Source organism: Stenotrophomonas maltophilia, from assembly GCF_004920835.1.
GTDB lineage: Bacteria > Pseudomonadota > Gammaproteobacteria > Xanthomonadales > Xanthomonadaceae > Stenotrophomonas > Stenotrophomonas maltophilia_AQ.
The window spans coordinates 198,448-214,093 of the sequence record NZ_QFHO01000004.1 but is presented as its reverse complement, the minus strand read 5'-3'; the positions used below and the strand labels follow the sequence as shown (position 1 = coordinate 214,093).

At 67.7% G+C, this 15,646-nt stretch carries 14 protein-coding genes; 10 read left to right on the top strand and 4 right to left on the bottom strand.

The features are described from left to right. Nucleotides 1–57: 57 nt before the first annotated feature. From DI041_RS05345 to DI041_RS05335, 3 genes are all read left to right on the top strand, one after another. A complete protein-coding gene (locus DI041_RS05345; RefSeq protein ID WP_136639217.1) occupies nt 58–2,283 on the top strand; it encodes a S9 family peptidase in 2,226 nt (741 codons plus the stop codon). 24 nt (nt 2,284–2,307) lie between these two features. Next, complete coding sequence (locus DI041_RS05340) at nt 2,308–2,823, top strand: cytochrome c oxidase assembly factor Coa1 family protein (RefSeq protein WP_136639216.1); 516 nt, start codon at nt 2,308–2,310, stop codon at nt 2,821–2,823. Between the two features lie 205 nt (nt 2,824–3,028). Then, the gene (locus DI041_RS05335) at nt 3,029–4,828 is read left to right on the top strand and encodes a DUF885 domain-containing protein (protein WP_136639215.1); all 1,800 of its coding nucleotides are present in this window, start codon (nt 3,029–3,031) and stop codon (nt 4,826–4,828) included. Nucleotides 4,829–4,973: 145 nt separating this feature from the next. Here DI041_RS05335 and DI041_RS05330 read toward each other — a convergent pair whose 3' ends face one another. After that, the gene (locus DI041_RS05330) at nt 4,974–5,438 is read right to left on the bottom strand and encodes a hypothetical protein (RefSeq protein ID WP_136639214.1); all 465 of its coding nucleotides are present in this window, start codon (nt 5,436–5,438) and stop codon (nt 4,974–4,976) included. Nucleotides 5,439–5,622: 184 nt separating this feature from the next. On the opposite strand from DI041_RS05330, the gene DI041_RS05325 reads away from it, so the two are divergent. The 4 genes from DI041_RS05325 to DI041_RS05310 all read left to right on the top strand — a co-directional run bounded on the left by DI041_RS05325 (nt 5,623) and on the right by DI041_RS05310 (nt 8,222). Then, nucleotides 5,623–5,871: a hypothetical protein gene (locus DI041_RS05325; RefSeq protein WP_005420185.1), complete on the top strand. Its 249-nt coding sequence runs from the start codon at nt 5,623–5,625 to the stop codon at nt 5,869–5,871. Nucleotides 5,872–5,993: 122 nt separating this feature from the next. Beyond that, entirely contained in the window at nt 5,994–6,911 is a 918-nt protein-coding gene (locus tag DI041_RS05320) for a bestrophin family protein (RefSeq protein WP_012512425.1), read from the top strand. A 19-nt stretch (nt 6,912–6,930) separates the two neighbouring features. Next, complete coding sequence (gene hemB, locus DI041_RS05315; RefSeq protein WP_006400669.1) at nt 6,931–7,920, top strand: porphobilinogen synthase; 990 nt, start codon at nt 6,931–6,933, stop codon at nt 7,918–7,920. A 32-nt stretch (nt 7,921–7,952) separates the two neighbouring features. Next, on the top strand, nt 7,953–8,222 hold the full coding sequence (locus tag DI041_RS05310; protein ID WP_049461678.1) for a hypothetical protein: 270 nt from the start codon (nt 7,953–7,955) through the stop codon (nt 8,220–8,222). Between the two features lie 97 nt (nt 8,223–8,319). Here the strand turns inward: DI041_RS05310 and DI041_RS05305 are convergent, their stop codons facing one another. After that, on the bottom strand, nt 8,320–9,183 hold the full coding sequence (locus tag DI041_RS05305) for a TolB-like translocation protein (protein WP_136639213.1): 864 nt from the start codon (nt 9,181–9,183) through the stop codon (nt 8,320–8,322). A 48-nt stretch (nt 9,184–9,231) separates the two neighbouring features. On the opposite strand from DI041_RS05305, the gene aroE reads away from it, so the two are divergent. From aroE to dinG, 3 genes are all read left to right on the top strand, one after another. Next, nucleotides 9,232–10,077 (top strand): shikimate dehydrogenase, encoded by an 846-nt coding sequence (gene aroE / locus DI041_RS05300; protein WP_006400656.1) that lies wholly within the window; start codon nt 9,232–9,234, stop codon nt 10,075–10,077. A 3-nt stretch (nt 10,078–10,080) separates the two neighbouring features. Beyond that, complete coding sequence (locus DI041_RS05295) at nt 10,081–10,434, top strand: hypothetical protein (RefSeq protein WP_136639212.1); 354 nt, start codon at nt 10,081–10,083, stop codon at nt 10,432–10,434. Between the two features lie 167 nt (nt 10,435–10,601). After that, a complete protein-coding gene (gene dinG / locus DI041_RS05290) occupies nt 10,602–12,704 on the top strand; it encodes an ATP-dependent DNA helicase DinG (protein WP_136639211.1) in 2,103 nt (700 codons plus the stop codon). Nucleotides 12,705–12,761: 57 nt separating this feature from the next. Here dinG and DI041_RS05285 read toward each other — a convergent pair whose 3' ends face one another. Continuing rightward, entirely contained in the window at nt 12,762–13,373 is a 612-nt protein-coding gene (locus tag DI041_RS05285; RefSeq protein ID WP_136639210.1) for a hypothetical protein, read from the bottom strand. Between the two features lie 138 nt (nt 13,374–13,511). Next, nucleotides 13,512–15,350 (bottom strand): dihydroxy-acid dehydratase, encoded by a 1,839-nt coding sequence (gene ilvD / locus DI041_RS05280; RefSeq protein ID WP_136639209.1) that lies wholly within the window; start codon nt 15,348–15,350, stop codon nt 13,512–13,514. Nucleotides 15,351–15,646 lie beyond the last annotated feature (296 nt).

Genomic DNA, 15,646 nt, shown 5'->3' with positions numbered 1-15,646 from the left:
GGGGGACGACCGCCCCGCACCCACCGGGGGCGGACCTGCCGTTTGCCGGGATCCTCCATGCGCCACCTGTTCGCTTCGCTCGCCCTCATGCTCGCCACCAGTACTGCCGCCCATGCTGAAAAGCTGACCCTGGAAGCCATCACCGGCCCGTTGCCGTTGTCCGGCCCGACCCTGATGAAGCCGAAGGTCGCTCCCGACGGTTCGCAGGTCAGCTTCCTGCGCGGCAAGGACAGCGACCGCAACCAACTGGACCTGTGGACCTACGACATCAGCAGCGGCCAGACCCGCCTGCTGGTGGATTCGAAGGTGGTGCTGCCCGGCACCGAGACCCTCAGCGATGAGGAAAAGGCCCGCCGCGAGCGCCAGCGCATCGCCGCGATGACCGGCATCGTCGATTACCAGTGGTCGCCGGACGCGCAGCGCCTGCTGTTCCCGCTGGGCGGCGAGCTGTACCTGTACGACCTCAAGCAGCAGGGCCAGGCTGCAGTACGCCAGCTGACCCATGGCGAGGGCTTCGCCACCGACGCCAAGCTGTCGCCCAAGGGAGGTTTCGTCAGCTTCATTCGTGGCCGCAACCTGTGGGTGATCGATCTGGCCAGCGGCAAGCAGCTGCAGCTGACCCGTGATGGCAGCGCCATCATCGGCAACGGCGTCGCCGAGTTCGTCGCTGACGAGGAGATGGACCGCCACACCGGTTACTGGTGGGCGCCGGATGATTCGGCGATTGCCTTTGCCCGCATCGATGAATCGCCGGTGCCGGTGCAGAAGCGCTACGAGGTCTATGCCGACCGCACCGATGTGATCGAGCAGCGCTACCCGGCCGCCGGCGACGCCAACGTGCGCGTGCAGCTGGGCGTGATCGCGCCGGCCGCCGATGCGCAGCCGCGCTGGGTCGACCTGGGCAAGGAACAGGACATCTACCTGGCCCGCGTCGATTGGCGCGATGCGCAGCACCTGAGCTTCCAACGCCAGTCGCGCGACCAGAGGCAGCTGGACCTGGTGGAAGTGGCACTCGAGTCCAACCACCAGCGCGTGCTTGCCCACGAAACCAGCCCGACCTGGGTGCCGCTGCACAACAGCCTGCGTTTCCTCGACGACGGGAGCGTGCTGTGGTCGTCCGAGCGCACCGGTTTCCAGCACCTGTACCGCATCGACAGCAAGGGCAAGGCCACCGCGCTGACCCACGGCAACTGGCCGGTAGACGAACTGCTGGCGGTTGATGAGAATGCCGGCAAGGCCTACTTCCGTGCCGGCATCGAGACCTCGCGCGAAAGCCAGATCTACGCGGTGTCGCTGCAGGGCGGCGAGCCGCAGCGCCTGTCCAGGGCACCGGGCATGCACAGCGCCAGCTTCGCCCGCAACGCCAGCGTCTATGTCGACAGCTGGTCCAACAGCACCACGCCGCCGCAGATCGAGCTGTTCCGCGCCAACGGCGAGAAGATCGCCACCCTGCTCGAGAACGACCTGGCCGATCCCAAGCATCCGTATGCGCGTTACCGCGATGCGCAGCGCCCGATCGAGTTCGGCACGTTGATGGCTGCCGACGGCAAGACCCCGCTCAACTACAGCCTGATCAAGCCAGCCGGCTTCGATCCATCCAAGCGCTACCCGGTGGCGGTATACGTGTATGGCGGCCCGGCCAGCCAGACCGTGACCGACAGCTGGCCCGGCCGTGGTGATCACCTGTTCAACCAGTACCTGGCCCAGCAGGGCTACGTGGTGTTCTCGCTGGACAACCGTGGCACCCCGCGCCGTGGTCGCGACTTCGGTGGCGCGCTGTACGGCAAGCAGGGTACGGTGGAAGTGACCGACCAGCTGCGTGGCGTGGCCTGGCTGAAGCAGCAGCCATGGGTGGACCCGGCGCGCATCGGCGTGCAGGGCTGGTCCAACGGCGGTTACATGACCCTGATGCTGCTGGCCAAGGCCTCGAACCAGTACGCCTGTGGCGTGGCCGGTGCGCCGGTGACCGACTGGGGCCTGTACGACAGCCACTACACCGAACGCTACATGGATCTGCCGGCGCGCAACGAAGCGGGTTACCGCGAAGCGCGCGTGCTGACCCATATCGACGGCCTGCGCTCGCCGCTGCTGCTGATCCACGGCATGGCAGATGACAACGTGCTGTTCACCAACTCGACCAGCCTGATGAGTGCGCTGCAGAAGCGTGCACAGCCGTTCGAACTGATGACCTATCCGGGTGCCAAGCATGGCCTGTCCGGTGCCGATGCGCTGCATCGCTACCGCGTCGCCGAAGCCTTCCTGGGACGTTGCCTGAAACCCTGATCACCAGCCGGGAAGGAGCCCGTCATGACCCTGCCACCGCCGATTCCCACCCCTGGACAGACCTCCACCGGTTGGTGGTGCCGTCACTGGCGCTGGGCGATGCCGTTGATGGTCGTGCTGGTGCTGGGCGGCGTAGGCGGTGTGGTGGCCTGGAGCGTGCTGCGCTGGAGCGAGGCGGCACGCGAGAGCCCACCGATGCGCGAAGCACTGCGCCGCGCCGGTTGCAGCATCGAACTGGTGGAAGCCTTCGGCGAGCCGCTGCGCACCGAATCGATGCCGCTGGGCAGCATGCAGACCGCGATCAACGGCCAGCGCGATGTCGGCCTGACCGTGGCCCTGGAAGGCCCGCACGCGCATGGTCGCCTGTTCGTGAAGGGCACCCGCAGTGATGAAGTCTGGGATTACCCGGTGATGTACGTGCTGGGCGAGGACAAGCAGACCTTCGACCTGACCGCGCTGGATGATGACGAGGCCGCACAGGAGTGCGAACTGCAGGCCTGCCGCGAGCGTGGCGACTGCCCACTCACTGCCGCGTTGTGACCTTCGGTCACGCGACCGGGTAAGGGCGACCATGTAGAGTCGGCTGTTGGTCGACTGCTCTCCACAAGACGCCTGAAAACCCCGCGCTGCGCGCGATAGTCGACTGACAGTCGACTCTACCCATAAGCCGCGCCGTGACCTCCAGCCGATTGTCGCCGCCGCCCTGAGCGCGTAACTTGCGGGCAACCCTTTGCTGGAGTGTCCCATGAAGCCGATTGCGCTGGCCGTTGCCCTGGCCCTGACTGCCGCCCCGCTGCTGTCCGCGCCACCGGCGCTGGCGGCACCCGCCGCCAAGGCCGCCACTCCGGCCAGCCCGGCCTGGGTCGCCCGCAGCAATGCGCTGGCGCAGATCCTGCTCGATGCGCAGGGCCCGTTCCAGCCAGAGGAAACCGGCTTCTTCGGCGTTCCCGGTTATGACGACAAGGTGGCCGACCTAGGCCCGGACAATGATGCGCGCTACCGCGCCGCCATGGCCAAGGCACGCGACGAACTGAAGGCGAAGCTGGCCACCGAGAAGGATCCCAATGTCCGCCAGGACCTGGAGATCATGATCCACGCCGCCAACCAGAACATCGAAGGCAGCGAGCTCAACGAGAAGTACCTGCTGCCGTGGAGCGATGCGCCGCAGACGGTGTTCAGCGGCCTCAACCTGCTGCTGTCCGATCAGGTGCCGGCCGAGCGCCGGGCCAAGGCGATCGAGCGCCTCAAGGCCTATGCCGGCCTGCAGCCGGGTGGCACCGCGTTCACCACGCTGGCGCGCCAGCGCTATGAAGAGCGATTGAAGGACAGCAGCCTGCTGCAGCCGACGAAGATCGAAGTGCAGCAGTCGCTGGACAACGTCGAGACCTACATCACCGGCATCGAGTCGCTGCTGAAGAAGTACCAGATCGCCGGTGCCGATGAAGCGATGAAGGCCCTGGCCGGGCAGATGAAGGACTACGCCAGCTGGACGCGCTCGACCGTGCTGCCGAAGGCGCGCACTGATGCACGCCTGCCGGCACCGTTGTACGCGTACCAGCTCAAGCAGGTCGGCATCGACATCGACCCGAAGCTGCTGATGCAGCGCGCGCAGTTGGAATTCATGGAAACCCGCTCGGCGATGCAGCAGCTGGCGCCGCTGGTGGTGAAGGACAAGGGCCTGAAGGTAGCCGACCCGAGCGACCCGGTGGCGGTGATCCGTGCGCTGAAGGCTGACAAGATCGCCGACGATCATCTGGAAGGCCACTACCGCAAGGTGATCGACGCGATCGATCCGCTGATCCGCGAGCACGCCATCGTCGACGTGCCCAAGCGTGCCATGCAGATGCGCCTGGGTTCGGCCGCCGAGAGCGCCGCCAGCCCGGCGCCGCACTTCCTGCCGGCGCCGCTGGTCAACAACACCGGGCAGCAGGGCACCTTCGTGCTGCCGCTGGGCAATCCGGCCGCCGGTCCGGGTGCGCAGTACGACGACTTCAACTTCGGCGCGGCGGCGTGGACGCTGAGCGCGCATGAAGGGCGTCCCGGCCACGAACTGCAGTTCACCGCGATGGTCGAGCGCGGCATTTCGCTGGCGCGCACCATGTTCGCGTTCAATTCGGTGAACGTGGAAGGCTGGGCGTTGTACGCCGAAGCCGAGATGGTGCCGTACGAGCCGCTGGACGGTCAGATGATCGCCCTGCAGTTCCGCCTGCTGCGTGCCGCGCGCGCGATGCTCGACCCGATGCTCAACCTTGGCCTGACCGATCGTGCCAATGGCGAGCGCGTGCTGATGGAGCAGGTTGGCCTGTCCAAGGCGATGGCCACCCAGGAACTGGACCGCTACATGGTGCGCATGCCGGGCCAGGCCGGAAGCTACTTCTACGGCTACACCCGCATCCTGGAACTGCGCATGCAGACCGAGCTGGCACTGGGCGCGAAGTTCGACCGCCTGGCGTTCAACAACTTCCTGCTCGACCAGGGCCTGCTGCCGCCGGACCAGCTGGCCGATGCGGTGAACAAGGTGTTCGTGCCGAAGTACAAGCGCTGAACGTTGCCCGGTAGTGCCGGCCGCTGGCCGGCATTACCCCATCCCATCAGGTAGTGCCGGCCGCTGGCCGGCATTCCCTTGGCGCAGGAAGCATTCCTGAGGTTGCCGGCCAGCGGCCGGCACTACCGGCGGTGACCCGAGAGGGTCACCGCTGCGGTTGCGGTGTGATCACCTGTGTCGGCAACCGCGCGGGCGGTGCCGGATTCGGCACCCAGATCGCGACGCCGGCGGCGCGCTTCTGCGTGGTCGGAATACCAATGCCTACCCCGCCACCGACATGCGAGCCAAACGAACCGGCGCCGACGGACATGCCCACCGGCGAGCCACTGCTGCCCACGCCCACCAGCACCACGCCATTGGCGCCCAGCGCCGCGGCCTCTCGCTTCAGGCGGGCCACGGCGGCATCGGTCTGGCCCTGGGTGCCGAAGCCCACCGCAGACGCTGATTCCAGCTGGGCGATTTCCTGCGAGCCGGCTGGCGGCGTCGAATAGATCTGCACCAGTGCCGGATCGATCGGTGCGCGGGCGCGGCCCAGCATCACCTTGGAGGTGCTGGCACAGCCCGCGGCGACCAGCAGGATGGCCGCCAACGCGGCCCAACGGATGTTCATGGCACGACCCCTGTAGGACTGGTTGCGATCATCGGCGGGCCACTCTGAATCGGCGCCAACACCCGGGCCAGGGCACGCACGGCAGTACGCTAGCACGGCGCGGGTGACAGCCCCGCCAATGGCAGTAGGCGGCGGCAGCGGGAACGTCTATGGTTGGGGCAGGAACCAACTGCGGGAGAGCGGAATGGGTGTAATCAGTCTGTTGTGGGGCGTACTGGCGCTGTTGTGGATGATCCTGGCGCTGATTCCGCTGCTGGGCTGGGGCAACTGGTTCCTGATCCCGTTCGCCGCCGTCGGTGCGGTGATCGCCGCGCTGGGCATCCTGTTCACCCATCCGACCAAGCGTGGGCGGGCCTGGGCCGGGCTGGTGCTGAACGGCATCGTGGTGGTGGTTGGCATCCTGCGCCTGGGCCTGGGCGGCGGCGTGATCTGATCCCGGGCCGGGGTGCGACAGGGCGTCGCAGGCGCACGGCCCGTGGCCGGGCAGGGGCGTACAATGAATGGCTGCGCGAGCCCCCCGCGTGCCTGTGAATCCGCGCCCGGCGCGGCTGCCCCATGATCATCCGACCCCGTCCCCACGGCTGGCAACTGCTGTACATCCTGCGCGGCTCGATCGTAAAAGCGATCGCGCCGAAGGTGCTGGCCATCCTGATCCTGTCCATCGCCGTGGCCGCAGTGGTGGAACTGGCACCGCCGACCGGCATCGAGCGCGTCTCGGTCACGCCGTTCACCCTGCTCGGCCTGGTGCTGTCGATCTTCCTCAGCTTCCGCAACAGCGCCTGCTACGAGCGCTGGTGGGAAGGCCGCAAGCTGTGGGGCCAGCTGGTCTACGAATCGCGATCGCTGGCCCGCCAGGTAAACCTGCTGCTGGCCGATGACACCGGCCGTCGTCGCCGCATCGCCTACCTCACCACCGCCTTCGCCCATGCCCTGGCCGGTCGCCTGCGCGGGCGTATCGTCGCCCTGGTGGCCTTGCCATGGCTGGACAAGCGCCAGCGCGAACAGCTGGGCCAGCGCGAGAACGTGCCCGACGCGCTGTTGTCAATGATCGCCGCCGAACTGGCGCAGGCACTGCGCAGCGGTGAGCTGGACCCGATCCTCTACACCCAGCTGGAAGAACGCCTGCACGCGATGTCGTCGATCCAGGCCGGCTGCGAGCGCATTCTCACCACACCGCTGCCGTTTGCCTACACCCTGCTGCTGCACCGCTGTGCATGGATGTTCTGCGTGCTGCTGCCGTTCGGCCTGGCAAGTTCGCTGGGCTGGGGCACGCCGGTGCTGTCGGCGGTGCTGGCCTATGCCTTCTTCGGCCTGGACCAGCTGGGCGAAGAAATGGAAGACCCGTTCGGCCTGGAGCCGAACGACCTGCCGCTGGACGCGCTGGTGCGCACGATCGAGATCGACCAGCTCGACGCGCTCGGCGAACGCCCCTTGCCTGAACCCCTGCTGCCGCAGGGTTACCTGTTGCAATAGCCACTCCTCGGAGCCTGCCATGTCCCACCCGCTTTACCGCCCGCGCCGCATGCGTCACGACGAGTTCTCGCGCCGCCTGATGCGTGAGAACACGCTGACTACCGACGACCTGATCTACCCGGTGTTCGTGCACGAACTGGCCGGCCGCACCGCAGTACCGTCGATGCCGGGCGTGGAGCGGCTGTCGATCGAAGAGCTGCTGAAGGTGGCCGAAGAGGCGCTGGAGCTGGGCATCCCGGTGATCGACCTGTTCCCGGTGATCGACCCGTCGCTGAAGTCGCTGGACGCGTCGGCGGCGTGGGCCGAGGACGGCCTGGCACAGCGTGCGATCCGCGCGCTGAAGTCACGCTTCCCGGAGCTGGGGGTGATGACCGACGTGGCGCTGGACCCGTACACCACGCACGGCCAGGACGGCATCATCGACGACAAGGGCTATGTGCTGAACGACATCACCGTCGAGGCGCTGGTCAAGCAGTCGGTATCGCACGCCGAAGCCGGTGTCGACATCGTCTCGCCGTCGGACATGATGGACGGCCGCATCGGCGCGATCCGTCGTGCGCTGGATGCCGACAACCACATCAACGTGCGCATCATGGCCTACTCGGCCAAGTACGCCTCGGCGTTCTACGGTCCGTTCCGCGATGCGGTGGGCAGCGCGGCCAGCCTCGGCAAGGCCGACAAGAAGACCTACCAGATGGACCCGGCCAACGGCGACGAGGCGCTGCGCGAGATTGCGCTGGACCTGGAAGAGGGCGCCGACATGGTGATGGTCAAGCCGGGCATGCCGTACCTGGACCTGGTGCGCCGGGTGAAGGAGACGTTCGGCGTACCGACCTTCGCCTACCAGGTGAGCGGCGAGTACGCGATGATGAAGGCCGCCTTCGCCAATGGCTGGTTGGACGAGCGCGCCTGCGTGCTGGAGTCGCTGCTGGGCTTCAAGCGGGCCGGTGCCGACGGCGTGCTGACCTATTTCGCGCCGCAGGTGGCGCGATGGCTGCGCGAGCGCTGACAATAGCGCCACGATAGACAGAGGACTACGCGATGGGACCCGAACTGGGATGGATGCAATGGCTGATCTGGGGCATCGGTACGCTGGTGTTCGGCGCCATCATCGTCGGTGTCTTCATCGCCGCCTGGCGGGCCGGCAAGCGCCCGCCGGAGCAGCTCTCCGCCGCCCGTCACGTGGCCCGTGAGCAGGCCCTGCCGGACAGCGTGCAGGCCGAGCTGGCCGCGCTGAACCAGCGCAAGGACAACGGCCAGCTGAGCGAGCTGGAATACGAGCAGCAGCGCGCCAAGGTGCTGTCGCGCTGACCCTCACGTTCTGGTAGCCGCCAACCTTGGTTGGCGCTTTCCCGCATGCCAACCAAGGTTGGCATCTACCAAACGATCATCCATCCGTTGCGTGGATCTACGGCATGCACCCGGCCACCGCCGCCACCTTCGGCACGGCCAACCGGTATACGTCCACGCCACCGGCACGCGGTGCCTTCGCCGCACTGCTGGCGACCATCATCTCGCCGGGCTTGGCGTTGTCGATCACCGGCGCGCCGGTCCAGCCGCCGGCCTGGTTGAACGACAGCCCCAATGGCTGCAGCGCCGCACCGGTCCACGCACAGCCGCTGCTCCACACCTGCGCGGTGCTGCCGCTGCCGCGGCTGAACACCACTGCGCCGTCATGGCCCAGCCAGTCGCCATCGGTCTCGTCATCGGCGCTGTTCAACGCGGTCAACGCCGTTGCAGGGCCACGCCTGCCCTGGGCATCCAACGTGGTCACGAACAGGTCCCAGCCCGCGCTACCGCCCTGCTGCCGAGCAAACAACAGCCGCTGGCCATCCGCGCTCAGGGCCGGCCCGCGTTCTTCCCGGCGCCCGCCATCACCGGCCAGGGCCTGCGCGCTGCCCAGCCGGCCATCGGCAGCCAGCGCGGCCCGGTACAGCGCCAGCTTGCCCTCGCGGCCGGCCGCGAACAGCAGCCAGCGGCCGTCACGGCTGAAGTAGGGATCACGGGCCTCACCGGCCACGCCTACCGGCAAGGCCTGCGCCTGCTGCCAGCGGCCGTCGACCACGCGCGCCTCCCACAGGCCCCAACCGGCCTCGCCACGGCGGGCGAAGACGATGCGCTGGCCATCGGCGCTGATCGTGGCGCGGCCCTCGTCGGCGCGGGTCGAGACCACGCCCATGCCTTCGATGCCGTACTCGTTCAACGCCATCGCCACGGGGGCAGAGAGTAGACTGGCGGCAAGCACCAGCAGGGGCGGGGTGATGCGCATCATCCGGGTCCGTGCACGAAAGAGCACCAGTCTAGCCAGCTTGAGGATTCCATGACCGACCGTTACGCCGTCTTCGGACACCCCGTTGCCCACTCGAAGTCGCCGCAGATCCATGCCACGTTCGGTCGCCAGGAAGGCATCGCGGTGGATTACCGCGCGATCGACCTGGCCCCGGATGCGTTTCTGGCCGGCCTGGAAGCCTTCGCCGCCGACGGTGGTGTCGGCGCCAACGTCACCTCGCCGCACAAGGAAGCCGCGTTCTCGGTGTGCACCACGTTGACCGCGCGCGCGCGCCGCGCCGGCTCGGTCAACACGCTGCTGCGCAAGGGCGACCGCTGGCATGGTGACACCACCGATGGCATCGGCCTGGTGCGCGACCTGACCGACCGCCACGGCCTGGACCTGCGTGGCCGCCGCATGCTGCTGATCGGTGCCGGTGGCTCCGCGCGCAGCGTCGCTCCGGCCTTCCTCGATGCTGGAATCACCGAACTGGTGGTGGTCAACCGCACGCCGGAACGCGCCGATGAACTGATCGACGCCATGGGCGAGCCGGGCCGCGCGATCAGCCGCTACTGGGAAGACCTGCGCGAGCTGGGCGACTTCGAGCTGATCGTCAACGCCACCTCGGCCGGCCGCGACCGCGACGTTGAGTTCAAGCTGCCACTGTCGCTGGTCAACTCGATGACCACCGCCGTCGACCTGAACTACGGCGAGGCCGCCATCGCCTTCCTGGCCTGGGCGCGCGCAGCGAACTGCCGCAATACCGTGGACGGCCTGGGCATGCTGGTCGAGCAGGCCGCCGAGAGCTTCCTGCAGTGGCACGGTGTGCGCCCGCAGACCGACGAGGTCTACCAGACGTTGCGGCAGGGTGCCGCCGTGCTTGCCGGCGAGGACTGATCGATGGACAACACGACCCTGATGGTGACGGTGCTGAGCATCGTGGGCGTGCGCCTGCCGGTGCTGATCGCACTGTGCGTGGGCCTGGTCTGGGTGGTCGGCGCACCACGCGATGCCACCCGCACAGGTGCCCTGGTCGGTCTGGTGCTGTTGCTGCTGTCCAGCCTCGGCGGCATGGCCGCCGGCATCCTGCCGATGTGGTTGATCAAGAGCGGCAACTTCGACGCCATCTCGGGCATGAGTGCCATCCTTGGCGTGCTGCACTTCGCGCTGGCGATGGTCGAGGCCATCGGCGTGGTGCTGCTGGTATGGGCGCTGGTGCGCCTGCTGCGTACCCGCCCGATCCCGGCGGCCTGACCGGTCGCGCCGGGCCATGCCCGGCGTATCTGGCCCTTGAGCGGTCCGGCCATCGGACCGTGACCGCCGCCTGGCGTCGTCGCTGGCCCGTTCAGGGTGCCAGCGGCGGTGAACGTGGCCGGCCATGCGACAATGACCGGCCCGATCCAGCCACGGTACTTCCCGGCGTGACCGAAACCGTCGCCGCTCCGCGCACGCTCGATGACCCCTTGAAGGACGCGATCCGCAAGGCGTACACGACGCTGCAGGCCAATACGCCCGGCTTCTCCACCCGCCGCTCGCAGAGCCAGATGATCGGCGTGGTGTCGCGTGCGCTGTCGAAAAGCGGTGGCGTCGGCGTGGTCGAAGCGCCCACCGGCGTCGGCAAGAGCCTGGGCTACCTCACCGCAGGCGTACCGATCGCGCTGGCCAGCAAGAAGAAGCTGGTGATCAGCACCGGCACCGTGGCGCTGCAGTCGCAGCTGGTCGAGCGCGATATCCCGAATTTCCTCAAGGCCACCGGCCTGGAAGCGACTGTCGCGCTGGCCAAGGGCCGTACCCGCTACCTGTGCACGCGCAATGCTGCCGAAGCGCAGGGCGAGGGCTCGCAGGGCGGCATGTTCGAGGATGACGCACCCTTGTTCGACCGGCCACTGGCGCCGATCGAGATGGATATCGCCAAGCGCCTGACCGATGCCTTCACCGGTGGCAGCTGGGATGGCGACATCGACAACGCGCCGGAGACCATCAGCCCCGGCCTGCGCAGTCGCATCACCACGCCGGCTTCGGGTTGCGCCGGGCGCCGCTGCGCCTATTCGGCGCAATGCGCGGTGCTGCGTTCGCGCAACACGGTGCGCGACGCGCAGATCGTGGTCACCAACCACGCGCTGCTGCTGTCAGCGCTGTCGATCGGCGACAGCGACAACGGCCAGCCGTTGATCGCACCGCCGTCGGACATGCTGCTGGTGCTGGACGAAGGTCATCACATCGGCAACGTGGCGATCGACCAGGGCGCGGCCAGCCTGGCGCTGGACGAGATGGCCAAGCGCACAGGCCGCCTGCAGATCCTGATTGCCGGTGCCTACCGCGCGGTCGACAAGGACCGCCTGGGCAACCTGCTGCCCAACGAAGCGATCGACGTCGCCAGCAACGTGGCCAAGCAGCTGCGTGCGTTCCGCGACCACATCGAACGGGTATGGATGCCGGCACCGGCCGACGAGGAACCGATGTGGCGCGCCGCCAACGGCCGCCTGCCCGAGGCCTGGCGCGAGCCGATCGAAGCGCTGGCCGACGACACCCGCAGCCTCTACAACTGGGCGCATGCCGCCACCGCGCAGGTGGCCAAGGGCAAGCAGGACGATGCCGCGCGCGAGCGCCTGCAGCGCAACCTGGGCATGGCGCTGGAAATGATCGAGCAGCAGTACAACCTGTGGCAGGCGTGGCGCCGCGAGGACAAGGATGGCGCGCCGCCGATGGCGCGCTGGGTGACTGCCACCCGCGATGGCGACCTGGTGCTGCACGGCTCGCCGGTGTCGGCCGCGCACGTGCTGCGCAAACTGCTGTGGGATGAAGTGGACTCGGTGGTGATGACCTCGGCGACGTTGACCGGCGGCGGCGACTTCCAGTCGCTGGCGATCGACAACGGCATTCCCGAAGAGGCGGAGATGGTCTCGCTGTCGTCGCCGTTCGACCTGCCCAACCAGGCCGAGCTGATCGTGCCGAAGTTCCCGGTCACGCCGGACGACCGCGAAGGCCACCCGCGCGAAGTGGCGCGTTACCTCGACACCGAACTGGACTGGGCCAAGGGCTCGATGGTGCTGTTCACCTCGCGCTGGAAGATGGAGAAGGTGGCCGGGCTGATGTCGGCCGCGCGCCGCAAGCGGGTGCTGGTGCAGGGCGAGATGTCCAAGACCCGGCTGATCGACGAGCACCTGCGTCGCGTGGCGGCGGGCGAAGGCTCGGTGCTGTTCGGGCTGAATTCGTTCGGCGAAGGCCTCGACCTGCCCGGCGAAGCCTGCACCACGGTGGTGATCACCCAGGTGCCGTTCGCGGTGCCGACCGATCCGCAGACCGCCACGCTCAGCGAGTGGTTCGAGGGGCGCGGGCTTAACGCGTTCAACCTGATCGCCATTCCGCATGCGCTGCGCACGTTGACCCAGTTCGCCGGCCGACTGATCCGCACCTCCACCGACACCGGCCGCGTGGTCATTCTCGATTCGCGGCTGCTGACCCGCCGCTACGGCAAGCGCATCATCGACGCGCTGCCGCCGTTCAAGCGCGTGATCGGCTGACACAGGGTCGGATCCCTTCCGCAGGAAGGGCTCTGATCCCACCACGCACTCTGTCGCTCAACCGCCCTCCGGATTCCGGCAGGACTGGTTGCCCATCGCATTGTGGTAATCGCGATCAAAGCAGCGCAGGAAGCCATCGAGCACGTCCAGGTTCGGCGGCCACGGCGCATCCACCTTCTGCCCGCCGGCGGTCGTGAAGTGATAGCGCCCATCCTTCAGCGCCCTGGCAATCTGCGCCGGGGCAGGAATCGCGATCAACCTTGCACGCGCTTTCTCCAGCGCCGCACGATCGCGCTGCAGGAACGCGATCGTGCCGTCCACGTAGGCGTTCCAGTAACCGGGATCGGTGTCGGTGGGCTTGTAGGTGCGCTGCATCAGCGCCACCGCCTGCGGGTACTGGCCCGCCTCCGCACGCATCTGGCCTTCATGCCACAGAATCATGGAGTTGCCTGCAGCCTTCGGCAACGCAGCATAGGCGGCGAGAAGGTCAGCGGCTTCGCGGTGGCAGCCACGGTCGGCCAGCGTGCGCCAGCCGCCTTCCATGTCCTGATCGAACGCATCCGGTTCCATCGCCAGCATCGCATCGCGGTCGTAGCTGCAGTCCGGGGCTTTGGGCGGTTCGGCTGACGTGCCCATGGCAGCGGCCAGCGCAAAGGAAAGCAACATCATCGCAACCTCCGTGTTGGTGACTTCCTGGAACACCATAACGGATCAGGATGGGTAGTGCCGGCCGCTGGCCGGCAACCTCATTGGTACGCGGATGCATCGTGCAGATGCCGGCCAGCGGCCGGCATTACCGCACACAGATCAGTCGCCGAGCAGGGCGGTGTTGCGTACGGCGCCCTTGTCGGCGCTGGTCGCGAGCAGGGCGTAGGCCTTCAACGCGCTGGTGACCTTGCGCGGGCGCGGCGCACGCGGTTTCCAGCCGCGTGCATCGGCGTCGGCGCGGCGCTGGGCCAGCGTGGCTTCGTCCAGCAGCAGATCGATGCGGCGGGCGGGGATGTCGATGCGGATGCGGTCGCCATCTTCCACCAGGCCGATCGTGCCGCCGCTGGCGGCTTCCGGCGACACGTGGCCGATCGACAGGCCCGAGGTACCGCCGGAGAAACGCCCATCGGTGAGCAGTGCGCACTGCTTGCCCAGTCCCTTCGATTTCAGGTAGCTGGTCGGGTACAGCATTTCCTGCATGCCGGGGCCACCCTTCGGGCCTTCGTAGCGGATGACCACCACGTCGCCGGCCTTCACCTCGTCGGCGAGGATGCCGGCCACGGCCGCGTCCTGGCTTTCGTAGACGCGCGCGTTGCCTTCGAACACGTGGATCGATTCGTCCACGCCGGCGGTCTTCACCACGCAGCCGTCCACCGCCAGATTGCCACGCAGCACGGCCAGGCCGCCTTCGGCCGAATAGGCGTGCTCGACGCTGCGGATGCAGCCCTCGGCACGGTCCACGTCCAGCGTCGGCCAGCGTGTGGCCTGGCTGAAGGCCACCTGGGTGGGGATGCCGGCCGGGCCGGCACGGAAGAAGTCCTGCACGTTCGAGTCGCTGCTGACCGCCACGTCCCAGCGTGCGATGGCGTCGGCCAGGCTGCGGCTATGTACGGTCGGTACGCTGGTATCCAGCAGTCCACCGCGCGCCAGTTCACCAAGGATGCCGTACACGCCCCCGGCGCGGTGCACGTCTTCCATGTGGTACCTGGGCGTGTTCGGCGCCACCTTGCACAGCTGCGGCACGCGCCGCGACAGTGCATCGATGTGGGTCAGGTCAAAGTCCACTTCCGCTTCCTGCGCGGCGGCCAGCAGGTGCAGGATGGTATTGGTGGACCCGCCCATGGCGATGTCCAGGGTCATCGCATTGGCGAACGCGGCCTGGGTGGCGATGCCACGCGGCAGCGCAGTCGGGTCTTCGCCGCCATACCAGCGGTGGCACAGCTCGACGATCAGGCGGCCGGCGCGCAGGAACAGTTGTTCGCGGTCGGCGTGGGTGGCCAGCGTGGAGCCGTTGCCGGGCAGCGACAGGCCCAGCGCTTCGGTCAGGCAGTTCATCGAGTTGGCGGTGAACATGCCCGAGCACGACCCGCAGGTCGGGCAGGCACTGCGCTCGAACTCGGCCACTTTTTCGTCGCTGGCGGTTTCGTCCGCGGCGATCACCATCGCATCGACCAGGTCCAGCTTGTGCTCGGACAGTTTGGTCTTGCCCGCTTCCATTGGTCCGCCGGAGACGAACACCACCGGGATGTTGAGGCGCAGTGCGGCCATCAGCATGCCGGGGGTGATCTTGTCGCAGTTGGAAATGCACACCAGCGCATCGGCGCAGTGCGCGTTGGCCATGTACTCCACCGAGTCGGCGATGATTTCGCGGCTGGGCAGCGAATACAGCATGCCGTCGTGACCCATGGCGATGCCATCGTCCACGGCGATCGTGTTGAATTCCTTGGCGACGCCGCCGACTTTTTCGATCTCGCGCGCGACCAGCTGGCCGAGGTCCTTCAGGTGTACGTGGCCGGGCACGAACTGGGTGAAGGAGTTGGCGATGGCGATGATCGGCTTGTGGAAGTCGCCGTCCTTCATGCCGGTGGCGCGCCACAGGGCGCGGGCGCCGGCCATGTTGCGGCCGGCGGTGGAGGTACGGGAACGGTATTCGGGCATGGCTGGCGGAACGGGCGGGCCGTACGACGTGGGGGTCGCCCGATCATGGACAATTTTTTCGGTTGCTGCTGCAACCACCGGAGGTGGTCGGGCCGGGCTGCGCCCGGCACCCGCGGTAGTGCCGGCCGCTGGCCGGCAACCTCAACAGCAACAGCTGGGCTATCCGTGGGATGGCGGGGTGGGTCCGGTTGCAGGGGACGGCGCAAGTACGTCCATGTAGCCTCGGTCGCGCCTTGCTCGTGTGCGCTTCCCTGCGCACGCGGCAAGACCGGGGTTGAGCGTCCTGCCCAACCCGC